A 19,373-nucleotide genomic window follows, 5' to 3' on the forward strand; every position below is an offset into this window, starting at 1 on the left:
TCAATGCGCGCTAAGGATAGCGAGGTAAAATTACGTCATGTGTGTTTTGGCATAGGCGATGGCCGCCTCTACCTCTGGGGCGGACGGGACGACGCCGGTGAAGCCCAGCAGATAGCCTTCGGTCCGCTCGATCCGGTCAGCGGCAGGTTCTTGCAGGTCCAGAGCGTAATAACCAATCTGTTGATAATATAGGATCCTGGCCCGCACATCGGCCTCGTAATTGCTATAGCCGTGGCGCGCGAACATCGCGGCAATTGCCGCATGGCGGGTGGCGTCGGTGTTCTCGATGACGCGGCGAATAGCGGTATCACGGCGGGCCCATTCGCGCACGGCAAAATCAAGTTTGTGATTAAAGAGTGCGGGGTTGATGAAGGCGCGAAACAGCAGACAAACCGCCTGCGTGATCGTGTCCGAGGGCATCGCGGCGTGGCGCAGGACAATGCCGGTGTTGGTGCTTTCCCAAACTTCGAGAAGTGCATCAAGAAGATCCTGCCGCGTATTGAAATACCAGTAGAAACTGGATCGAGATACGCCCAGCCGTTGGCCTAATCCCAGAATTTTGACGTGGCTGACACCGTCGCTGATGAGCACGTCCATCGCCATGCTCAACCAGTCGTCGCGGGTGGCCTTGACGTTACCGCCCGGAGAGTGCTTAGGGGTGTTATCTGTCGGGTTTGTCACGTTTGTCTTTCATCAGTCCGGTGGGTTGGCTCAACTTTCGGGTAGCGCGCCGCCCGCCTCTGTACCGCGCACGATGGCGTCATTGAGGGCTGCGGCACGATCGGGGTTGATGGCGGGAGGTCTGAACCCTGCCAGAATCTCCTGCCATTTGTGCGTGGCACGGGCATTGGCATCCTGCGCGCCGCGTTCTGTCCATGTGCCGAAATTCGACCAGTCGCCGATGAGCGGCTCGTAAAATTCGCTCTGGTAGCGTTCCAAAGTGTGCTGCGCGCCAAAGAAATGTCCGCCGGGTTGCACTTCTTCCAGCGCCGAAAGGCCGATATCGGCGTCGGTGGCGCTGACCCCGGCGCAAAGCTCTGCCACCATTTGCAACACTTCCATATCGGTGATCAGCTTTTCATAGCTGACAGTCAGCCCGCCCTCGATCCAGCCCGCAGCATGCACGATGACGGTGGCGCCTGCCAGCAAGCAGCCCCAACTGCCGAACTGGGTTTCGTTCGCGGCCTGCGCGTCGTTGATGTTGGCCGCCGATCCAGAGGCTCCGCGCCACGGCAGGCCAATCCTGCGCGCCAGTTGGCCCGCTGCCACAGACGCCTGAAAATGTTCAGGGGTGCCAAAGGCGGGGGCCCCTGATTTCATATCAACGTTCGAGGTGAACGTGCCGTAACACACTGGCGCGCCGGGCTGGGCCAGTTGCGTCAGGGTGATCGCGGCCAATGCTTCGGCATGGCTGAGCGTGATCGCGCCCGCGACGGTGATCGGTCCCATCGCGCCCATCAACGTGAACGGGGTGACAATGCTGACCTGTCGGGCGCGGGCAAAGTCAATCAGACCTTGGGCCATCGGTGTATCAATCTGACGGGGTGAATTGGTGTTTATGATTGTATAACAATGGGGTGCGCTGTGAAATTCATCATCTGTCAGGCCTCTGAAGTCGCGCAACAATTCAAAGCTTTGCTGCACTTGCGGTGTGCCGCGTGCGTACACAAACGGCAGCTTATCCGTCTGGGTCATCTGGGTCTGCATGGTGAAGTAGTGCCGCAGGTTCAGTGGAATATCCTGCGGTTCGATCAGCGGGGGAACCATGTGCAGAACGTCGAAATGCTGGGTCAATTGGGTCAGTTCGACATAGGATTTTGCATCTCCGGGCCGCCGGCCACGGGACAGGTCGGTGGCATGGGGCGCGCCTGCACCGGGCTGAAAAATCAGATTACCCAGTTCCAGTGTGATGTCCCGGTCGCGCGCACCGGCGCGGCAGTCGATCCGACGCGGTGCAATGGCAAGCGCGGCCTTGACCATGTCGCGCCCGATATGGACCATCTCTGTGCTGTCATTGACACGCGCACCACCCGCCCGGAAAAGCGCACGCGCCTCGGGCAACAGGACCTTTATCCCCAATCGTTCAAGCACATCGAGTGCGGTATTGTGCATCGCCTCGATCCGGTCCTCGGAAAAGACGCTCATCAATGGGAAAGGGTTGCGCAGAGTGCGGTAGTCGACCTTGCGGGTCGGCGCTGCGTCGGCATCGGCGTGTTTTGCGCGCCGCCCGCGGCGTTTGGGGGAAGTGTCGAGGGTCATTGCCGCCTCTCCCTATAAAGCGCGAGGTGATTCTGCTGCAGATGCTAGACACATGTGTACAGTGTGGAAAGAACATACTGGCGGCCTGTTGGGCGGGGCGGGCACCGCAGGGTTTTGGTTACGGGTTCGCGTTGGGAATTTGGGCCTGTGTCAGGTGGCCGAAGGATGCTAATAGGCGGATGACACAGCGAATGAGAGAGGGGTAATTATGGTTGATCTAGAGACATTTGGCGATCTGTCCGCAATCGAGATAGGCGAATTCAAGCCGAAGCCAACAACACTGACTGACGGGCAGAACGAAGCTGCCAAGGGGCTATGGTCCTCGGCGGATGGACGCACGTCCATCGGGGTATGGGAGTGCACACCGGGGCATTTTACCGCGGATCGCACCAAGGGCGGCGAATACTGCCACATCATTTCGGGCCGCGCGACGGTCAGCAATGCCGACGGGTCGCGCAGCCGCGATATCGGTCCGGGCGACCTGTTGGTGCTACCGCAGGGCTGGACGGGCGAGTGGGTAATCCATGAGCATATGCGCAAGCTCTACGTCATCAGCGCCTCATAAGGCTGCGCGCACCTCAGCGTCGTTGGCGTTTCACAAGACCAGTGCGATGAGCAGGATCAGTGCCAGCACGGCTCCGGCCCCGAAAATCCATTGCGCGGACGTTGCACGACGGCGGTCTGCCGGACTTTGATCCAGTGGGCGGGGTGCGTCCGAGGCACCAGCGTCACCCGGGCCGGCGCGCACTTCGCGCTCCGTGTCGGGGCGTGCCCCGGTGGATGCGGCGGGCGGGCCGCTCGGGTCGATCTGAGCGCCGGCTTCTGCGTCGGTCGTGCGGGATGCGGCGGGGGGATGCCGGGTCATGTCATCTCGCTGTTCAGGTGTCACGACATCATCCGTCCGAGGGTCATGTGGTGGTATTTCGTTATCTGGAATGTCGCGATTGTCGCGATTTTTCGGCGTCTTGGCGGCCATGGGATGTCCTTTCCAATTTGTGGAATGTGACAGGTCAACGGTGTGTCGCGGCAGGTGTTCCGGATTCGGGCTGATTGTTTTCGGTCAAAGTGCCGGCTCAGGCACCACCTGCGACCTTTCAGACTCACCTGATGGGAAACCTTGCAAAAGCCACAGATTGGCCGTTTTGACGCACGCCATTCGTGGGTATCTTGGGCAAAAGAATGAAGAGGCAGGACAGATGACGAATTTTCCCAGCATGTTGCGGGGCGCTGTGGCGTTCGCATTGGTTAACATTGGGGCGCTTCCTGTCGCCGCGCAGGACCGGGTGTCGATCCTGCTGGGTTCGCATCACGTCAACGCCAGCACCAACTTTGACGAGGTCAATCCCGGTGCGTTCCTGACTTGGGAGGGGGAGCGCGTGGACTGGACCGTGGGCGGGTTTCGCAACAGTTATGGGCGCGGGGCGGCGGCCGTGATGGCCGGATTGCCCCTCTATGAACGCGGCACGGCGCAGATCGCGTTGACCGGTGGGCTGGCTCTGTATCCCGGCGATGGCCGTCGATTCTGATGTGCATGCGGGCGACGTGATCCCGTTGGCGGGTATGCGCGCGCGCTATGGCAACGCGTTTGTTCAGGTTTTCCCCGGTGATGGGGGAACTGCGGATGCGGTGATAAGCTTTGGTTTGACCTTTGGGTTGCAGGATGCCGATCCCTGAGAACCAGAGCATGGGAGCGGGCGCCGCGTGTCTACCGATAGGTGTTCTGCATTAATAACATACCCAAGCTGTAATTCGTTTGACCGAGTGTCGTTGTGACAGCTAAGCTATTGAATATTGACAGTTCATTATTTCAAAAGCAGGCGATTCATGACTTTTTCAAATTTCACACTGCACCGAATTTTCGGTGCTGCGGCACTTTTCTTCGCTATTCAATGTGCTTCTGGGGCGGCGGCTGGTGATGCCCAGTTGGCCGACTATCACAGCCACAAATGGGGCGGCAGTTGCAATAGCGCCGATAGTTTTGCGGTAAAAATGCGGAATGCATCCGGGAACCGGCGGATTGACCTGAAAGTATGCCTGGAGCGCAAAGACGGAACCTGGACCTGTTACAGCAGTAGGAATATCGCCCCGGGTAAGGTCGTGCCGAGCTACTGGAGCTTTTCTGTCTGCGATGGCACTGGAAACTACAAGTGGTGGGATCACGTGACCGGCAGCGGCCAGAAGTTTGGCAATCCTTAGGGGGGAGTGGCGGATGGCCGAGGAGTCGAACCCCCAACCTTTCGGTGTCGTCACGGTTTTCAAGGCCGTTTGCCGCCCACGCAGCGAGACCATCCGTAATGGCGGTGAGCGGTGGTCTCGATCCACATTCTTTGAAAAAGAACGAAACGATTAGCAGTCGCACCCTAGCACCCGCTAGGTTCACTCACCTGAAATGAGTCAGAGACTGGATGATCGTTGCATGTTCATACGGGTCGTTTACAGCGGCGATAGCGTTTTGGCAACCCCTTTGCATGCAGGGGGGCGAGTGCGCGCAATTATTTATGCAAAAGTAATATCTTAGTTTCGGCGTGGTAGGCCCGGAGGGACTTGAACCCCCAACCAAAGCGTTATGAGCGCTCTGCTCTAACCAGTTGAGCTACAGGCCCGCCTGAGCGGCTTGGTACGCAGGGGCGCGGGCAACGTCAAGGCTTTCGAGATTGCGCGGCGCGCAGGGATGGTCTAACCCGTCGCCAACCTTGGGAGTGCTGCCATGACCGACAAGAAAAACGGGATCACCTACGCCGATGCGGGCGTGGATATAGACGCGGGCAATGCGCTGGTGGACCGGATCAAGCCCGCCGCCAAGCGGACCAACCGATCCGGCGTGATGTCGGGGCTGGGGGGCTTTGGTGCCCTGTTCGACCTCAAGGCTGCGGGATACGACGATCCGGTGCTGGTGGCGGCAACCGATGGGGTGGGCACCAAGCTGCGCATCGCAATCGACACCGACCATGTCGAGGGTGTGGGCATTGATCTGGTCGCGATGTGCGTCAACGATCTGGTGTGTCAGGGGGCCGAGCCGCTGTTTTTCCTCGATTACTTTGCCACGGGCAAGCTGGAGATGGAACAGGCGGCGCAGGTCATCGAGGGTATCGCAGAGGGTTGCGTACGCTCGGGGGCGGCGCTGATAGGCGGCGAGACAGCCGAAATGCCGGGCATGTATGACGGTGGCGATTTCGATCTGGCGGGTTTTGCCGTCGGCGCGATGGAGCGCGGTGCCAGCCTGCCTGACGGGGTGGTGGCGGGCGATATCCTGCTGGGACTGGCCAGCGACGGGGTTCATTCGAACGGCTATAGCCTTGTGCGCAAGCTGGTGGCGGTTTCGGGCCTTGGCTGGGACGCGGATTGCCCCTGGGGCGCTGCGGGCACGCTGGGCGCCGAATTGCTGACGCCGACACGGCTATACGTGCGGGCGGCATTGGCCGCGATCCGTGCGGGGGGCGTGCATGGTTTGGCGCATATCACCGGCGGTGGATTGACGGAAAACCTGCCGCGCGTGTTGCCTGAGGGGCTGGGCGCGCAGATTGATCTGGGCAGTTGGACCTTGCCGGGTGTGTTCCAATGGCTGGGCGAGACTGGCGGCATGGCCGAGGCCGAGATGCTCAAGACGTTCAACTGCGGGATCGGCATGATTCTGGTGGTGGATGCGGGCGCGGCCGAGGGGCTGATCACATTGCTGGAGGCGGGCGGTGAGAGCGTCACGCGTCTGGGCGAGGTAGTCGAGGGCGCTGGTGTGGACTATTCAGGCGCGCTTGCGTGAGCAAACGGGTTGCCATCCTGATTTCGGGCGGCGGGTCCAACATGGTCAGCCTTGTGCGCAGCATGACAGGCGATCATCCTGCCCGGCCCTGTCTGGTGCTGGCCAATAGCGCCGATGCGGGCGGACTGGCGCGCGCGGCAGAGATGGGGATCGCGACCGAGGTGCTGGATCACCGGCCGTTCAAGGGAGACCGCGGCCAGTTCGAGAACGCGCTGCATACGGTGATCTCAGGATATGCCCCGGACATCATCTGTCTGGCAGGATTCATGCGGGTACTGACCGAAGGTTTTGTCAGCCGTTGGCAGGGCCGGATGATCAATATCCACCCGTCGCTCCTGCCAAAGTATCGTGGCCTGCACACCCATGCGCGGGCGCTGGAGGCGGGCGAGACCGAGGCAGGTTGCACTGTCCATGAGGTGACGGCAGCACTGGATGACGGGCCGATTTTGGGGCAGGCGCGGGTGCCTGTGCTGGACGGTGACACGCCGGAAGCATTGGCCGCACGGGTGCTGGAGATGGAGCATCAGCTCTATCCGGCGGCGCTGCGCCGGTTCGCGGCAGGGGATCGGACGCCGATTCTCCTTGAATAGGGGTGGGGATGCTCGTGCGTGTTGCGCAAACCACCTAGCCATTTTCATTCGCCGCGCGCTACCTTATACGGAGGGCCTCTGGGGGCCGCAGAGCCGATAACAACAAAGAAACGATCACCCCATGCAAACACTCACCACCACCGACGCGCTGGCCGCTTTTTGCAAAGAGGCCGCCGGGTACCCCTACGTGACCGTCGACACCGAATTCCTGCGTGAGCGAACCTATTATTCCAAACTGTGTCTTGTGCAGTTGGCGATGCCGGGCGAGGGCGACGAGAATGCGGTTCTGGTCGATCCACTGGCAGAAGGCCTGTCGCTGGAGCCGTTATACGAGCTGTTTCGCGATGAGGCGGTGGTCAAGGTGTTTCACGCCGCGCGGCAGGATCTGGAGATATTCTTTGTTGATGCGGGGCTGATCCCCTCGCCGCTCTTTGACACGCAGGTGGCGGCGATGGTCTGTGGCTTTGGCGAGCAGGCAGGATACGAGACCTTGGTGCGGCGCATTGCCAAGCAGCAGCTGGACAAATCCTCGCGCTTTACCGACTGGTCGCGGCGGCCATTGTCGGATGCGCAGAAGACATATGCGCTGGGGGATGTGACGCATCTGCGCAAGATCTATGAATACCTTGCCAAGCAGCTGGAAAAGAGCGGGCGCGATAAATGGGTGGCAGAAGAGATGGCTGTGCTCAACGATCCGGCCACGTATGTGACCCGCCCCGAGGACGCGTGGATGCGGATCAAGACGCGCAATAATTCGGGCAAGTTTCTGGCCATCGTGCGCGAATTGGCCCGGTTCCGCGAGGCCCATGCCCAAGCACGGGACATCCCGCGCAACCGTGTGTTCAAGGATGATGCACTGGTGGAACTGGCCGCGACCAAGCCCGCCAGCGTGCAGGATCTGGGGCGCTCTCGGTTGCTGCTGCGCGAGGCCCGCAAGGGGGATATCGCCGAGGGCATACTGGCGGCAGTGGCCGCAGGGATAGCGGTGCCGCCCGAGCACCAACCCAAGCCGGATACCAGCCGCGACAAGATGCAGGTCAACCCAGCGATCGCCGATCTGTTGCGGGTCTTGCTCAAAGGCATTTCCGACCGCGAAGGCGTGGCGTCCAAGTTGATCGCCACGGCGTCGGATCTGGATGCAATCGCAGCCGGGCATCGCGACGCCGTGGCATTGAAGGGCTGGCGTCGCGAAGTGTTCGGCGACGAGGCATTGCGGCTATGTGCGGGCGAGATCGCGTTGCGCGTCAAGGGCAGCGCAATCGAGACGGTGGCTGTCTAGGACGCGCCCGGTGCCCCGGAGCAACGCCGGGGCACGTCTGCGCGGGGGGTCAACGGCGTGCGCTGGTGCGGGCGTTGGTCAATCCGGCCACGCGGATGGTGCGCACTTCGTTCAGAGTCTGATCCGAGATGAAGATGGCGGCATTCACCGTGCGGCTGCGCTGTGTGCCTTGTGGCAGGTTAGTTGGCTGAACCGCCTCCAGCATGTAGGTCATCACACCGTTTTGCGGCTCGCCGTCGTTTTGCGACTTTAGCCGTACGTCAAAGGCCCCCTGACGCATTGACACGCCGGTGGCACGCACGATTGCGCCGCCGGACGAGCGTTCAATGACGAGATCGGTCACTGTATGGATCGGGGTGCCGGCATATTTTTCCTCGTCGGATTTACGGCGAAAGATGCTGTCGCGCTGCTCGGGGATCAGCGGGTTCACCTCTTGGGGCGTTTCGGACGCGGCTGCGCGGGCGGCGCGACGCTCTACCCGGCTTCTGCCGAACCAGTTGCCGGGGTTCCAGTTGCTGTCGCGGACACCGCGGCCACAGGCGGCAAGTGCCGTGGTTGATCCCAGCATCAATAGTAGCGCGCGTCGTTGCATGTCCCGGTCCTTGCACTTGGCCTATACGCGGCGGACCCTATCCTGACAGGGCAGGGGCGCGCAAGGTATGGGCGCGGTCGGGCTGGACCTTTTGCGCGGTGAACCCTACGTCTGGGGCCGAGAGCATGTAAAAAGGTAGCAAGATGGCGCAGCCCGATTTTGAAGAGATCGTCGAGGACTTTGAATTTCTGGAAGATTGGGAGGACCGTTATCGCCATGTGATCGAACAGGGCCGCGCTATGGATCCGCTGGAGGATGCGCTGAAGGTGCCTGCCACCAAGGTCGATGGTTGTGCCAGTCAGGTCTGGTTGCATCCGCGGGTGGAGGCGGGTGTGTTTTCGTTCGATGGGGACAGTGATGCGATGATCGTGCGCGGACTGATTGCAGTGCTGCGTATGCTCTACAACGGGTTGCCGGTGGGGGATGTGGTCCGTGTTGACGCCGGGGGAGAGCTGGCGCGGCTGGGGCTGAACGATCACCTGTCGGCGCAACGCTCGAACGGATTGCGCGCGATGATCGAGCGGATCAGGCTGGTCGCGGGCGAGCACGTCTGAGACGCGCGAGAAAATTCGGCGAATTTTCCGGGGCCCCTATGAAGAGACGGGGGAAGAGGGGCCAGCCCCTCACCCCGGGATATTTTCAGCAAGAAGAAGGGCCTACCGGGCCTGTTTGGTCAGCGTCGTCGCCAGATCGCCATAGCCGGTGAAGCGATATTCGTAGTCCAGCCCCAGCCGCGCGGCGCAATCTTCGGCCTTGGCGCGCAGGGCCGGGTCGTCGGTCTGGGCCTGATAGACCAGCTTGGTATAGTTGCCGAATACCATTTCCAGCAGTTGCGGATAACGGTCCAGACCCATCGGTTTCCACACGAAAGCGTCGAATTGTTTGACCAGAAAATCGGTGAGGTAGAAGGCGGTGATCTCGTCATCATGTTCGGCAAAGGCGTCGTTGCCCTCGAAAAACGAGTAGCAATGCGGGCCGGCGACCATCTCGACCCCGAGTTCGGCGCATTTCGCTGCCAGTAAGCCACCAGTGCCGCAATCGGCGTAGACCACAAAAATCTGATCGAATTTTTCGCGGTGTTCACTGACCGCCGCCTCGACGGCCTCGGTGATCTTGTCGGGGTAGAGGTGGTATTTGGCCGGCAGGCAGGTCAGTGTCATGTGGTCCCAGCCGTTCAGGCGAATGAGGGCCAGAATTTCGCGGGCCAATGCACCGCAGGCGATCAGCAGGATGCGTCCGCGTGGCGCGGTAGGGGCCAGCCCGTCCTCGGTCAGGATTTGGTCGTCAAACTGGTGCATCAAGCTTTACCGCCGTTCCGTATGCCACGATCTCGGACGCGCCACTGGCGATCGCAGAGGTTTCCATGCGGACAGCTACGACCGCGTCGGCGCCCATGCGCTGTGCCGCGTCCGCCATGCGGTCCAGCGCCTGTTCGCGCGCGCCTGCCATGAGAGAGGAATAGCCGCGCACCTCGCCGCCAACGAGGTTCTTGAGCGACGCGACGATGTCGGTGCCCAGATGTTTGGCGCGCACAGTCGGTCCGCGGGCAAGGCCGAGGGTTTCGGTGATGGTGCGTCCGGCAATGTCGGGGGTGGTCACAATCAGCATCGTTCAGTTGTCCATGTTGTCATAATGGTCATCCTCGGTATTGCCGACCCGTTCAGAGATCACGCGAAAGACCACGTAGCCGACCAACGCGGCGGGGATCAGGCCGAGCCAGCCAAAAGGCAGTTCGAAGGCGGCGGCCAGCAAAACGGCAATCCAGACGGTTGCCCCGGCAGCGGCGACCACACAGACGAGGATCAGAACGAATTTATCCAATGGCATGGGCATTTCCTTCCTCTTATAGAGATAGGCCTGCACGGCGCATAAAAAAGCCCCGCCGGAAGGGCGGGGCCATTGAGATCGTAGGGGTTGGCGGGCCCTAGCCCGTTGCGCCCTGATTATGTTTGCGCGACACGAACTCCTTGGCGGTTTCCACCGCCACGGCGGCGTCGCGGCAATAGGCATCAGCGCCGATGGCCTTGCCGAATTCCTCGTTCAGCGGCGCGCCACCCACGAGGACGATGTAATCGTCGCGAATGCCCTGTTCGATCATCGTGTCGATAACGACTTTCATGTAGGGCATCGTCGTGGTCAGCAGGGCGGACATGCCGAGGATATCGGGGCCTTCGGACTCCAGCGCCTCAAGATAGTTCTCGACCGGGTTGTTGATGCCCAGATCCACCACTTCAAAACCGGCACCTTCCATCATCATAGAGACAAGGTTCTTGCCGATGTCGTGAATGTCGCCCTTGACCGTTCCGATGACCATCTTGCCGACGCGCGGTGCACCGGTTTCGGCCAGAAGTGGCTTGAGGATGAACATGCCGCCCTTCATCGCATTGGCCGCCAGCAGCACTTCGGGGACGAAAAGGATACCATCGCGGAAGTCCTTGCCGACGATTGTCATGCCGCCAACCAGTGCCTTGGTCAGAATGTCATAAGGGGCCCAGCCGCGTTCCAGAAGGATATTGACGCCTTCTTCGATCTCTTCCTTGAGACCGTCATAAAGGTCGTCGAACATCTGCTGGACCAGTTCCTCGTCGTCCAGTTCCGACAGGATGATGTCGTCATCTTCTTGCGACATGGATGCTATCCCCTTAGTTTGTGGGCCAATTTCGGGCCAAATAATCTCTGCGTCAGCTTTGGTACTTTTGCGTCACAGGCACTTTGCGAAATGCGACACTGGCCGCGTCTGTTCCGACGTATAGCGTTCATTTGCGTGTGCGATAATGACGAATCGTGCCGACGTGTCTGAAAAATCATCATGATGATTATGCCGCGATTGCGTATGTTCTCTTTTTGTTCTATAGTGGGAGCATGACTCATCATGCAACGATCCCTCTAGACCAAAAGCGCGCGGGCCGCGGAGCGGTCAGTAATGCGGTTGGCCGGTACGAGAGGTTCAGCCGTCGCTACGAGGTTGATGGATGGGCAGAGCCGGGCGGTGGTGGTGCGGACCCGGCACGGATGTTGCGTACACAGACGACGCTGGAGGTGCCGCGCAGGGTCATTACCTATAATCGGTCGCCTGACCTGCCGTTTGATCGGTCGATCAATCCCTATAGGGGGTGCGAGCATGGGTGCATCTATTGTTTCGCGCGCCCGAGCCATGCGTGGCTGGGCCTGTCGGCGGGTCTGGATTTCGAAACGCGTCTGGTGGCACGGCCCGATGCCCCGATGCTACTGCGCGACGAATTGCGTCATCGGGCCTATACACCGCGTACCATTGCCATCGGAACCAATACCGATCCTTACCAGCCGATCGAGAAAACCCATGAAGTGACGCGCGGGGTGCTGAAGGTATTGCGCGACTTCCGGCATCCGGTCGGTATCGTCACAAAAGGGACGCTGGTAGAGCGCGATATTGATATTCTACAGAACATGGCGCGGGACGGGTTGGTGCGTGTCGGGATTTCTGTCACGACGCTGGATCCGGTTCTGTCGCGTCGGCTGGAGCCGCGCGCACCAAGCCCCAAGCGCCGTCTGGCGACCATTGCCGCGCTAAGCGATGCGGGCATCCCGGTCAGGATCATGACATCACCGCTAATCCCCGGACTGACCGATCACGAGATGGAGGCGATGCTGGCGGCCGGGCGCGATGCCGGGGCGGTGGCCGCAAGCTGGATCATGCTGCGGTTGCCATTGGAGGTTGCGCCGCTGTTCAAGGAATGGCTGGCGGAGCATTATCCAGATCGGGCGGGGCGGGTTATGGGCCATGTGCGCGACATGCATGGCGGCAAGGATTACGACGCCAGATGGGGGCAGCGGATGCGGGGCACGGGCCCTTATGCAGAAATGGTTGCGCGGCGATTTGACGTTGCCGTGCGACGGCTGGGGCTGGACCGGGCGCTGCCTGCGCTGCGCACTGACCTGTTTCGGGCACCCGCGCAGAAGGGCGATCAGCTGGCGTTGTTCTGAGGGCGCGGGCGCAGGAGGTAGATGGCCAGCAGCACCGCCAGCAGCAATGCGCCGGGGCGCAGTACCAACCAATCAAGGTCCTCTCCGCGAAGCTCCCACGGCAGGCGGGTTCTGCAGGACGAGGTGTTGGGGCTGCCAAAGGCACAGGCCATCCCCATCACCCAGATATAGAAAATCGGCCAGCTGATCGCACCGACGCCGGCGATGATTATCAGGATGACGCGAGATATGCGGCGCATGGGGCAGGGCCTCAGGATTTCGTCTTGAGGGGGCGCGCGCCCTTACAGGGGCGGTGCGGCGGTTAGCGGCGACGGCGCGAGCGACGGGATGGTTCGGGATTGTCGTCGCCGGTGCCGTCCACGGCAGAGGAAAACGCGCCCATTGCTGCGGTGATCTGATCCAGTGTCGGGCGCTCGCCTCTGGGACGTTCTTCCAGTGCGGCGCGCATTTTCGACAGATGTTCGGGCATGGTCCCGCAGCAACCGCCGATGATGGTGGCGCCCGCGTCGCGTGCAAGGCAGGCATAGTCTGCCATCAGGTCGGGCGTGCCATCGTAATGAATATGGCCATCGACGTATTTGGGGATCCCGGCATTGCCCTTGGCGATGATCGGGCGCTCGGTACCTTGGGCCACGAAACCCAGAACCGTGCGCAACAGGTCAGATGCACCGACCCCGCAGTTTGCCCCGTAGGCCAGCGGCGTGTTATCCAGCGTTTCGACCATGTCGGCCATATCGGACGAGGTCAGCCCCATCATCGTGCGCCCGGCTGTGTCAAAGCTCATTGTGCCGCACCACGGCATATCGGCCAGTTTAAAGGCCTCGGCGGCGGCTTTGTATTCTTCGGGGGCGGAAATGGTTTCCAGCCATGCGACGTCGGCGCCACCCTCTTTCAGTCCTTCGGCCTGTTCGTGAAATATCTCGACGGCCAATTCGTGGGTCAACGGACCCATAGGCGCCATGATTTCGCCGGTGGGGCCGACCGACCCGGCAACGATGATGTCGCGATCTGTTTTATCGGCCACTTCGCGGCCCAGCTCGGCAGAGATGCGGGACAGTTCGCGCGCGCGTTTTTGTGCGCCGTGCAATTTCAGGCGGGCCGCGTTGCCGCCGAAAGAGTTGGTCAGGAACAGATCGCTGCCCGCGTCTACTGCCATCTGGTAGAGTTTGGTGATCCGGTCAGGGTGCCAGTCATTCCACATCTCGGGCGCCTCGCCTGCCTCTAGCCCCATGTTAAAGAGGTTGGTGCCGGTGGCCCCGTCGGCAAGTATCCATTCACGCGAGGCGAGCATGCGGGAAAGCGCGTTGGTCATAAGACCCTCCAGATCAGTAATGCCTGATTAGCAATGGCGGTGTTGTGTCATTTCGCCGGTAGGCGTGCAAATGCATATTGCTCATCATGTTGATGAGTCTGCTCAGGCGGCAGCAGGTTCACGCTGCCGCCCGGTCTGACGGGAATCGCAGTGTCGCGCGATCAGAGTTCTTTCATAATCTGCGCTTTGGCCTCGGCCAGTAGTTCCGCCATCTTGGCGCGGATCGTGTCGGGATCGGCCTTGTCGCCCAGATCGCCCGCGACCTTGCGTACGACGTCCTCTGATCCGGCCTCTTCAAAGTCGGCCTTGATGACTTCCTTGGCGTAGGCCAGTGCCTCGTCCTCGGATTTGCCCATCAGGTCGGCAGCCCAAAGGCCCAACAGCTTGTTGCGGCGCGCTTCGGCCTTGAAATTCATTGCCTCGTCATGGGCGTATTTGTTTTCGAATGCATTTTCGCGGTCGTCGAATGTGGTCATGGATCAGATCCCTCGGTTACTGGCGTTACTGTATGGCTCTGATATGCCTATCGCTGCGGCTGATCGCAAGACCCACGAACAGATGCGGCTGTCTGAAGCGCGGCATAAGGGCAGGCGCGGATAGAGGGGAACCCATTATGGCGGCGATATGCGCCGCAAGTTATGTATCCCCCCGCGACACAGTGGTACAATGTGCGGGAGGATGGTCCGTTAAATGCCTACCGGCAGTGTTACAGGCTTATTCGCCCGTGGCGGCCTTGATCCGGGCGAGCGCCATTCCCTCAAGATCCTCGACCCCTGGCTGAATGCGCGCGGCCCATTTTATGTTCTTGATTTCCTCTTCGCCGAAAGCCAGCTCTACCGCTGCACGCTTGTCATCGGGCAATAACTGGATGCCATTCTTTACGGCAGCCACCGCCCCGCTGCTGTCGGACATAAGTGTCACGATCTCGGGCTGAAGCACGAAGTTGATCCACTTATACGCGGCATCGTCTGCCTTGCCGAGACGCGGCAGAGAGAACCCATCGATCCAACCCAGGGCGCCGGTTTCCGGCGCAATAAAGTGAATGTTCGGATTCTTGTCATAGAGTTTGTAGGCGGTCGAGATCCCATGTCTCAGACGCCACCACTTCTTCCGAGAGGATGAGTGCTGCGAGATCGTCGCCACCGGTCCAGTAGGTTTTAACGACGCTTTTGCAGTCGATCAGTTTATCCGAGACCTTGTCCAGCATGTCCTCGTAGGCCTCGAGATCGCCATAGAGCGAGAACGGGTCGAACCCCATAGAGAATGCTGTTCCGATCAGGATCGTCCGGCGCAACCGCATGGATGTGCGTCCAGCGTATTCCTCGTTGCACAGATCGCCCCAGCCGCTGATGTCCGGCGCCTTGCTGACATCGGCCATAATGCCAGACGTGCCCCATTGATGTGGAACAGAATAGGCTTCTCCGTCGATTGTCGTATCGGCCTTGACCCGCTCGAGCATGGTCTGGTCCATCACGCTGGTGTCGATGCGGGACAGGTCGATCGGCTTGTAAATGTCGAATTCTTCCTGAGCGGCAGCCACCCTGTTAAAGCCCGGCTGGGCCAGATCGAATCCGGCACCGCCGGTTGCCCGCAGTTTGGCGATCATCTCTTCGTTGTTGGAAAAGGTCACCTCTACATCGATGTCGGGATACTTTTCCGTGAATTTCTGGATCACTTCTTCAGGGGCGTAGCTGCCCCAAGTGAGCAGGCGCAGCGTTTCGGCCGAGGCGGAACTCGAGACGAAGGCAGCTGTCGTCCCGATCAATAGAGCGCGCAGTGCGGGTCGCATAATGTCTTCTCCTATTGGGTTTGGATGTTGGGGCGGTGTTTCGCCCCTGAAAGAAGAAGATCAGCAATTGGTATTTTGAAAAAGGTAAATTCCACCCGGTTCGGCATACCAATTTCGACTGCAAGCCTGTCGGGCTGCCATCCGACAGGCAAGATTGCGGGCATGGTACACGCGCTTGCGGCAAACCCGTCCATAGACTAAGAGAGCGCCATGCACGAAAGGGCTTCGGCCCCGGACCTCGTGCCCCTGCCTGCGGATGGAGAAATCATGGCGCGTCGCAAGAAGATTTATGAAGGCAAGGCCAAGACCCTCTATGAAGGGCCCGAGCCGGGCACGATTGTCCAATATTTCAAGGATGACGCCACCGCGTTCAACGCTGAGAAGAAGGCGGTGATCGAGGGTAAGGGGGTGTTGAACAACATCCTCAGCGAATATTTCATGACCGGATTGGGCAATATCGGTGTTCCGACGCATTTCATGAAGCGTCTCAATATGCGTGAACAACTGGTGCGCGCCTGCGAGATTATTCCGCTGGAAGTGATCGTGCGCAATTATGCCGCAGGTACGATGGCCAAACGTCTGGGCATGGACGAAGGTACGCAACTGCCACGCCCGATCGTCGAATACTGCCTGAAGGACGACGCGCTGGGTGATCCGTTGGTCACAGAAGAACATATCGCCGCGTTCGGCTGGGCCAGCCAGCAGGATCTGGACGACATGCTGAGCCTTGCACTGCGGGTGAATGATTTTCTGGCCGGTGTCATGTACGGCGTCGGGATCAAGCTGATCGATTTCAAGATCGAGATCGGCCGTGTCTATGACGGTGATTTCCAGCGTCTGATCGTCGCCGACGAAATCAGCCCCGACAGCTGTCGTCTGTGGGATATCGAGACAGGTCAAAAGCTGGACAAGGATGTGTTCCGCCGTGATCTGGGCAGCCTGACGGACGCCTATACGGAAGTGGCCAAGCGTCTGGGTGTGCTGCCCAAGGGGGCGACGCCGATGGCACGCCCGACACTTATTAACTAATTCTGCGAAAGAGGCCTGCCATGAAAGCGCGCGTGCATATCATGTTGAAGAACGGGGTTCTGGACCCACAGGGCGAGGCGGTGCGTCATGCACTGGGATCGCTGGGGTTTGATGGCGTTGACGCCGTGCGTCAGGGCAAGGTGATCGAACTGGACCTGAATGAGACCGACGCCGAAAAGGCCCGCGAGAGCGTAAACGCGATGTGCGAGAAGCTGCTGGCGAATACCGTGATCGAAAGCTACTCGGTGGAGATCGCCTGATGCATGCGGCCGTCATCGTTTTTCCCGGATCGAACTGTGACCGCGATCTGGCCGTTGCGCTGGAACGGGCAGGGGCGCGCGTGTCGATGGTCTGGCACAAGGATACCAGCCTGCCGGACGGGGTCGACCTGATCGGTGTGCCGGGCGGGTTTTCCTTTGGCGATTATCTGCGTTGTGGCGCGATTGCCGCCAATTCGCCGATTTGCCGGTCGGTCGTGGCCCATGCAGACAAGGGCGGCTATGTGCTGGGCGTTTGCAACGGGTTTCAGATATTGACCGAAACCGGGCTTCTGCCGGGTGTTCTGCTGCGCAATGCGGCGCTGAAATATGTATGCAAGCCGGTTGGCCTGCGAGTCGAGACGGCGGCCAGCGCCTTTACCTCCGGGTATGGCGCAGGCGACACGATCACGGTGCCGATTGCGCACCATGATGGCAATTATCACGCTGATGCCGACACGCTGCGCGCGCTCAATGCCGAGGATCGCGTCGCGTTCCGCTATACCGACAACCCCAATGGATCGGCTGAGGATATCGCCGGTATCCTGTCCGCAAACCGGCGGGTGCTGGGAATGATGCCACATCCCGAGCGGATGGCAGAGGCGGCCCATGGCGGAACCGATGGCGCGGCGATGTTCAGCGGTCTGGTGGGGCAGTTGGCTGACGCGTAAGGCAGCGCGCTGCCAACCTGCGGTTACATGGCTAACCACTTGAGCAGCGGCACGCCCGGGCGTACCTTGGTCAGATGAGAGAACAATCCGTCTCCACCAGAACCAAACCCACACGTACCACCGGCTGGCGGGTGCGATTGGCGTTGTTGCTGATGACCGTGATGGCGATCGCGACGGTCTATGTGACCAACCGGTTGCTGACGGATCGCTTTACACAAAATACCCGCAACCGGGCAGAGCTGCGACTGGTGCTGTATTCGGGCAACTTGCTGAGCGAGTTGCGCCAGAACGCCATTGTACCGCAACTGTTGGCGCGAGACCCGGCGCTGATTTCAGCTCTGAATTCAGGCGACTACCAGCTATCGACGCAACGGTTGATCTCATTCGTGGATGAGATCAGCGCGGCCTCGCTGACATTGCTGGACAAAGACGGACGCACGGTGGCGTCCACGGATCGAAACTCACTTGGCAAAAACCACCGACAGGCGTCGTACTACATCGACGCGATCCGGTCGAAAGACACTGTTTTCAAGCTGATCCAGCGTGAAACGGGCAAGTTTGACTTCTTTTATTCGCGCCGGATCGAGAGTCAGGGCGGGCTGGTCGGTGTGATTTTGGTCGAGGTCGATCTGGCCAAGTACGAGCGCGCATGGGCAGGCATATCCGATGCGGTCGTCGTCACCGACAGCGAGGGCAACATCATCCTGTCGACAGAGCCGCGTTGGCGCGGATTGAGCGAGGCGGCGGCATTGCGGCGCGAACCTGTCACCAGTGCCATGGAACGCGCTATACAAGCCACAGCGGACTGGACCCAATTGCCTGCGGATGCCTATCTGCAGGGCGAGGCGGTGATGCGGGTCGAGGGGCGCGTGGCGTTTCGTGGATGGCGCATTGCCAGCTTCACATCTTACGGCAGCGTGCGCGAGAAGGTGAACGGGTTCCTGGCGCTCGAAATCATGGGTTTCGCGATTCTACTGGCGCTGGCGTTCTATTTTATGAACCGCAAGACAGCGGTGCGCATGGCGTTGTTTCAACGCGAGTCGGCAGAGCTTCGCGCATTGAACAGGCGGCTACAGCGGGAAATCGCCGAGCGTGAGCGCGTGCAGGAGAACCTCGCCGTGGCCGAACAGACCCTTGCCCAAAGTTCCAAACTGGCCGCGTTGGGAGAGATGTCCGCCGCGGTCAGTCACGAGTTGAATCAGCCGCTGGCCGCGATGAAGACCTATCTGGCGGGCGCGCGTCTGCTGTTGAACCGCAACCGACCGGACGAGGCGCTTTCATCGTTCCAGCGGATTGATGATCTGATCGAACGGATGGGCGCGATCACCAAGCAGCTGAAATCCTATGCGCGCCATTCAGGCGACACGTTCGAGCCAGTAAATATGGGCGATTCATTAGCTTCTGCATTGGCGATGATGGAGCCGCAACTGCGCCAGCGGCGGGTGATCATCGAACGCGCACTGCCCGATGCGCCTGTGATGGTAATGGGGGATCGGGTCCGGATCGAACAGGTGATGGTCAACCTCCTGCGCAACGCGCTGGATGCGACAGAGGGCGTTGAGAATGCGCAGATTGATATTGTGCTGGCGGCAGGTGACACCGCGACGCTATCGCTGCGCGACAACGGGCACGGGATCGACGATATCGATAACCTGTTCGAGCCGTTCTACACCACCAAGCAACCCGGCGACGGGGTTGGGCTGGGGCTTGCCATTTCATCAGGGATCGTGAACGACCTTGGCGGACGGTTGACGGCGCGCAATGCCGTGGCGGGGGGGGCTGTATTTGAAGTGCAACTGCCTATCTTGAACGAAGAGTCACCGGAAGAAACACGGGCCGCCGAGTAACGGCGCGCCACAAGAGCGGAGGGACGCC

26 protein-coding genes and 1 tRNA gene are annotated in these 19,373 nt (G+C 60.3%); 13 read left to right on the forward strand and 14 right to left on the reverse strand.

Annotation, left to right across the window (positions count from 1 at the left end):
* Nucleotides 1-30 precede the first annotated feature (30 nt).
* Together N7U68_RS01510 and N7U68_RS01515 are read right to left on the reverse strand one after the other, a co-directional pair.
* Nucleotides 31-681 (reverse strand): TetR/AcrR family transcriptional regulator, encoded by a 651-nt coding sequence (locus N7U68_RS01510; protein WP_263048000.1) that lies wholly within the window; start codon nucleotides 679-681, stop codon nucleotides 31-33.
* 30 nt (nucleotides 682-711) lie between these two features.
* Complete coding sequence (locus N7U68_RS01515; protein ID WP_263048001.1) at nucleotides 712-2,259, reverse strand: trimethylamine methyltransferase family protein; 1,548 nt, start codon at nucleotides 2,257-2,259, stop codon at nucleotides 712-714.
* A 208-nt stretch (nucleotides 2,260-2,467) separates the two neighbouring features.
* Here N7U68_RS01515 and N7U68_RS01520 point away from each other — a divergent pair, with 208 nt between their 5' ends.
* Entirely contained in the window at nucleotides 2,468-2,824 is a 357-nt protein-coding gene (locus tag N7U68_RS01520; protein ID WP_263048002.1) for a cupin domain-containing protein, read from the forward strand.
* Between the two features lie 30 nt (nucleotides 2,825-2,854).
* Here the strand turns inward: N7U68_RS01520 and N7U68_RS01525 are convergent, their stop codons facing one another.
* Nucleotides 2,855-3,235 carry a hypothetical protein gene (locus N7U68_RS01525; RefSeq protein WP_263048003.1) on the reverse strand — a complete coding sequence of 127 codons (381 nt, stop codon included), beginning with the start codon at nucleotides 3,233-3,235 and terminating at the stop codon, nucleotides 2,855-2,857.
* Nucleotides 3,236-3,455: 220 nt separating this feature from the next.
* Between N7U68_RS01525 and N7U68_RS01530 the strand changes: the two genes are divergently transcribed.
* The 3 genes from N7U68_RS01530 to N7U68_RS01540 all read left to right on the forward strand — a co-directional run bounded on the left by N7U68_RS01530 (nucleotide 3,456) and on the right by N7U68_RS01540 (nucleotide 4,455).
* On the forward strand, nucleotides 3,456-3,785 hold the full coding sequence (locus N7U68_RS01530) for a hypothetical protein (RefSeq protein ID WP_263048004.1): 330 nt from the start codon (nucleotides 3,456-3,458) through the stop codon (nucleotides 3,783-3,785).
* Entirely contained in the window at nucleotides 3,769-3,933 is a 165-nt protein-coding gene (locus N7U68_RS01535; RefSeq protein WP_263048005.1) for a hypothetical protein, read from the forward strand. The genes N7U68_RS01530 and N7U68_RS01535 overlap by 17 nt, the downstream gene beginning before the upstream one ends.
* 150 nt (nucleotides 3,934-4,083) lie before the next feature.
* The gene (locus tag N7U68_RS01540; protein WP_165192480.1) at nucleotides 4,084-4,455 is read left to right on the forward strand and encodes a hypothetical protein; all 372 of its coding nucleotides are present in this window, start codon (nucleotides 4,084-4,086) and stop codon (nucleotides 4,453-4,455) included.
* A gap of 330 nt (nucleotides 4,456-4,785) precedes the next feature.
* On the opposite strand, the gene N7U68_RS01545 is transcribed toward N7U68_RS01540, so the two are convergent.
* A tRNA-Ile gene (locus N7U68_RS01545) sits at nucleotides 4,786-4,862 on the reverse strand.
* Nucleotides 4,863-4,966: 104 nt separating this feature from the next.
* Between N7U68_RS01545 and purM the strand changes: the two genes are divergently transcribed.
* The 3 genes from purM (at nucleotide 4,967) to rnd (ending at nucleotide 7,885) form a co-directional block, all read left to right on the forward strand.
* Nucleotides 4,967-6,016, forward strand: coding sequence for a phosphoribosylformylglycinamidine cyclo-ligase (purM, locus tag N7U68_RS01550; protein WP_263048006.1), 1,050 nt, complete (start codon nucleotides 4,967-4,969; stop codon nucleotides 6,014-6,016).
* A complete protein-coding gene (gene purN, locus N7U68_RS01555) occupies nucleotides 6,013-6,606 on the forward strand; it encodes a phosphoribosylglycinamide formyltransferase (RefSeq protein WP_165192478.1) in 594 nt (197 codons plus the stop codon). The genes purM and purN overlap by 4 nt, the downstream gene beginning before the upstream one ends.
* 121 nt (nucleotides 6,607-6,727) lie before the next feature.
* Nucleotides 6,728-7,885 (forward strand): ribonuclease D, encoded by a 1,158-nt coding sequence (gene rnd / locus N7U68_RS01560; protein ID WP_263048007.1) that lies wholly within the window; start codon nucleotides 6,728-6,730, stop codon nucleotides 7,883-7,885.
* Nucleotides 7,886-7,934: 49 nt separating this feature from the next.
* Here the strand turns inward: rnd and N7U68_RS01565 are convergent, their stop codons facing one another.
* Complete coding sequence (locus N7U68_RS01565; RefSeq protein ID WP_263048008.1) at nucleotides 7,935-8,477, reverse strand: hypothetical protein; 543 nt, start codon at nucleotides 8,475-8,477, stop codon at nucleotides 7,935-7,937.
* Between the two features lie 143 nt (nucleotides 8,478-8,620).
* On the opposite strand from N7U68_RS01565, the gene N7U68_RS01570 reads away from it, so the two are divergent.
* Entirely contained in the window at nucleotides 8,621-9,031 is a 411-nt protein-coding gene (locus N7U68_RS01570) for a SufE family protein (protein ID WP_165192475.1), read from the forward strand.
* 102 nt (nucleotides 9,032-9,133) lie between these two features.
* Here the strand turns inward: N7U68_RS01570 and N7U68_RS01575 are convergent, their stop codons facing one another.
* The 4 genes from N7U68_RS01575 to N7U68_RS01590 all read right to left on the reverse strand — a co-directional run bounded on the left by N7U68_RS01575 (nucleotide 9,134) and on the right by N7U68_RS01590 (nucleotide 11,106).
* Nucleotides 9,134-9,775, reverse strand: coding sequence for a DUF1638 domain-containing protein (locus tag N7U68_RS01575; protein ID WP_263048009.1), 642 nt, complete (start codon nucleotides 9,773-9,775; stop codon nucleotides 9,134-9,136).
* Nucleotides 9,762-10,085, reverse strand: a complete 324-nt coding sequence (locus N7U68_RS01580) for a YbjQ family protein (protein WP_263048010.1) — start codon at nucleotides 10,083-10,085, stop codon at nucleotides 9,762-9,764. Before N7U68_RS01580 ends, N7U68_RS01575 begins: the two co-directional genes overlap by 14 nt.
* A 3-nt stretch (nucleotides 10,086-10,088) precedes the next feature.
* Complete coding sequence (locus tag N7U68_RS01585; protein WP_263048011.1) at nucleotides 10,089-10,304, reverse strand: hypothetical protein; 216 nt, start codon at nucleotides 10,302-10,304, stop codon at nucleotides 10,089-10,091.
* Nucleotides 10,305-10,401: 97 nt separating this feature from the next.
* Nucleotides 10,402-11,106 (reverse strand): cobalamin B12-binding domain-containing protein, encoded by a 705-nt coding sequence (locus N7U68_RS01590; RefSeq protein ID WP_165192471.1) that lies wholly within the window; start codon nucleotides 11,104-11,106, stop codon nucleotides 10,402-10,404.
* A gap of 233 nt (nucleotides 11,107-11,339) precedes the next feature.
* On the opposite strand from N7U68_RS01590, the gene N7U68_RS01595 reads away from it, so the two are divergent.
* Complete coding sequence (locus tag N7U68_RS01595) at nucleotides 11,340-12,440, forward strand: PA0069 family radical SAM protein (protein ID WP_263048012.1); 1,101 nt, start codon at nucleotides 11,340-11,342, stop codon at nucleotides 12,438-12,440.
* On the opposite strand, the gene N7U68_RS01600 is transcribed toward N7U68_RS01595, so the two are convergent.
* The 5 genes from N7U68_RS01600 to N7U68_RS01620 all read right to left on the reverse strand — a co-directional run bounded on the left by N7U68_RS01600 (nucleotide 12,422) and on the right by N7U68_RS01620 (nucleotide 15,541).
* Complete coding sequence (locus tag N7U68_RS01600) at nucleotides 12,422-12,679, reverse strand: methionine synthase (RefSeq protein ID WP_165192469.1); 258 nt, start codon at nucleotides 12,677-12,679, stop codon at nucleotides 12,422-12,424. The two genes, N7U68_RS01595 and N7U68_RS01600, sit on opposite strands and share 19 nt — an antisense overlap.
* A 62-nt stretch (nucleotides 12,680-12,741) precedes the next feature.
* Nucleotides 12,742-13,752 carry a betaine--homocysteine S-methyltransferase gene (gene bmt, locus N7U68_RS01605; protein WP_263048013.1) on the reverse strand — a complete coding sequence of 337 codons (1,011 nt, stop codon included), beginning with the start codon at nucleotides 13,750-13,752 and terminating at the stop codon, nucleotides 12,742-12,744.
* 161 nt (nucleotides 13,753-13,913) lie between these two features.
* On the reverse strand, nucleotides 13,914-14,228 hold the full coding sequence (locus N7U68_RS01610) for a DUF1476 domain-containing protein (protein ID WP_165192467.1): 315 nt from the start codon (nucleotides 14,226-14,228) through the stop codon (nucleotides 13,914-13,916).
* Between the two features lie 238 nt (nucleotides 14,229-14,466).
* On the reverse strand, nucleotides 14,467-14,691 hold the full coding sequence (locus tag N7U68_RS21020) for a hypothetical protein (RefSeq protein WP_373322948.1): 225 nt from the start codon (nucleotides 14,689-14,691) through the stop codon (nucleotides 14,467-14,469).
* Between the two features lie 118 nt (nucleotides 14,692-14,809).
* Entirely contained in the window at nucleotides 14,810-15,541 is a 732-nt protein-coding gene (locus N7U68_RS01620) for an extracellular solute-binding protein (protein ID WP_263048015.1), read from the reverse strand.
* Nucleotides 15,542-15,808: 267 nt separating this feature from the next.
* Between N7U68_RS01620 and purC the strand changes: the two genes are divergently transcribed.
* The 4 genes from purC (at nucleotide 15,809) to N7U68_RS01640 (ending at nucleotide 19,345) form a co-directional block, all read left to right on the forward strand.
* A complete protein-coding gene (gene purC, locus N7U68_RS01625; protein WP_165197620.1) occupies nucleotides 15,809-16,570 on the forward strand; it encodes a phosphoribosylaminoimidazolesuccinocarboxamide synthase in 762 nt (253 codons plus the stop codon).
* 20 nt (nucleotides 16,571-16,590) lie between these two features.
* On the forward strand, nucleotides 16,591-16,830 hold the full coding sequence (gene purS / locus N7U68_RS01630) for a phosphoribosylformylglycinamidine synthase subunit PurS (protein WP_165192465.1): 240 nt from the start codon (nucleotides 16,591-16,593) through the stop codon (nucleotides 16,828-16,830).
* Complete coding sequence (purQ, locus tag N7U68_RS01635) at nucleotides 16,830-17,498, forward strand: phosphoribosylformylglycinamidine synthase subunit PurQ (protein WP_263048016.1); 669 nt, start codon at nucleotides 16,830-16,832, stop codon at nucleotides 17,496-17,498. Before purS ends, purQ begins: the two co-directional genes overlap by 1 nt.
* Nucleotides 17,499-17,572: 74 nt before the next feature.
* Nucleotides 17,573-19,345: an ATP-binding protein gene (locus N7U68_RS01640; protein ID WP_263048017.1), complete on the forward strand. Its 1,773-nt coding sequence runs from the start codon at nucleotides 17,573-17,575 to the stop codon at nucleotides 19,343-19,345.
* The last annotated feature ends 28 nt before the right edge of the window (nucleotides 19,346-19,373 follow it).

It is taken from the genome of Roseovarius pelagicus (genome assembly GCF_025639885.1).
In the GTDB taxonomy this organism is placed as follows: domain Bacteria; phylum Pseudomonadota; class Alphaproteobacteria; order Rhodobacterales; family Rhodobacteraceae; genus Roseovarius; species Roseovarius pelagicus.

Coding starts and splice junctions, on each gene's coding strand:
- N7U68_RS01580 (WP_263048010.1), bottom strand. CDS start 10,085: ATGCTGATTGTGACCACCCCCGACATTGCCGGACGCACCATCACCGAA.
- purQ (WP_263048016.1), top strand. CDS start 16,830: ATGCATGCGGCCGTCATCGTTTTTCCCGGATCGAACTGTGACCGCGAT.
- purC (WP_165197620.1), top strand. CDS start 15,809: ATGGCGCGTCGCAAGAAGATTTATGAAGGCAAGGCCAAGACCCTCTAT.
- N7U68_RS01530 (WP_263048004.1), top strand. CDS start 3,456: ATGACGAATTTTCCCAGCATGTTGCGGGGCGCTGTGGCGTTCGCATTG.
- N7U68_RS01640 (WP_263048017.1), top strand. CDS start 17,573: ATGAGAGAACAATCCGTCTCCACCAGAACCAAACCCACACGTACCACC.
- N7U68_RS01515 (WP_263048001.1), bottom strand. CDS start 2,259: ATGACCCTCGACACTTCCCCCAAACGCCGCGGGCGGCGCGCAAAACAC.
- N7U68_RS01535 (WP_263048005.1), top strand. CDS start 3,769: ATGGCCGTCGATTCTGATGTGCATGCGGGCGACGTGATCCCGTTGGCG.
- N7U68_RS01595 (WP_263048012.1), top strand. CDS start 11,340: ATGACTCATCATGCAACGATCCCTCTAGACCAAAAGCGCGCGGGCCGC.
- bmt (WP_263048013.1), bottom strand. CDS start 13,752: ATGACCAACGCGCTTTCCCGCATGCTCGCCTCGCGTGAATGGATACTT.
- N7U68_RS01570 (WP_165192475.1), top strand. CDS start 8,621: ATGGCGCAGCCCGATTTTGAAGAGATCGTCGAGGACTTTGAATTTCTG.
- N7U68_RS01565 (WP_263048008.1), bottom strand. CDS start 8,477: ATGCAACGACGCGCGCTACTATTGATGCTGGGATCAACCACGGCACTT.
- N7U68_RS01600 (WP_165192469.1), bottom strand. CDS start 12,679: ATGCGCCGCATATCTCGCGTCATCCTGATAATCATCGCCGGCGTCGGT.
- N7U68_RS01525 (WP_263048003.1), bottom strand. CDS start 3,235: ATGGCCGCCAAGACGCCGAAAAATCGCGACAATCGCGACATTCCAGAT.
- N7U68_RS01620 (WP_263048015.1), bottom strand. CDS start 15,541: ATGCGACCCGCACTGCGCGCTCTATTGATCGGGACGACAGCTGCCTTC.
- N7U68_RS01585 (WP_263048011.1), bottom strand. CDS start 10,304: ATGCCATTGGATAAATTCGTTCTGATCCTCGTCTGTGTGGTCGCCGCT.
- N7U68_RS01610 (WP_165192467.1), bottom strand. CDS start 14,228: ATGACCACATTCGACGACCGCGAAAATGCATTCGAAAACAAATACGCC.
- N7U68_RS01540 (WP_165192480.1), top strand. CDS start 4,084: ATGACTTTTTCAAATTTCACACTGCACCGAATTTTCGGTGCTGCGGCA.
- purS (WP_165192465.1), top strand. CDS start 16,591: ATGAAAGCGCGCGTGCATATCATGTTGAAGAACGGGGTTCTGGACCCA.
- N7U68_RS01590 (WP_165192471.1), bottom strand. CDS start 11,106: ATGTCGCAAGAAGATGACGACATCATCCTGTCGGAACTGGACGACGAG.
- N7U68_RS01575 (WP_263048009.1), bottom strand. CDS start 9,775: ATGCACCAGTTTGACGACCAAATCCTGACCGAGGACGGGCTGGCCCCT.
- purM (WP_263048006.1), top strand. CDS start 4,967: ATGACCGACAAGAAAAACGGGATCACCTACGCCGATGCGGGCGTGGAT.
- N7U68_RS01520 (WP_263048002.1), top strand. CDS start 2,468: ATGGTTGATCTAGAGACATTTGGCGATCTGTCCGCAATCGAGATAGGC.
- rnd (WP_263048007.1), top strand. CDS start 6,728: ATGCAAACACTCACCACCACCGACGCGCTGGCCGCTTTTTGCAAAGAG.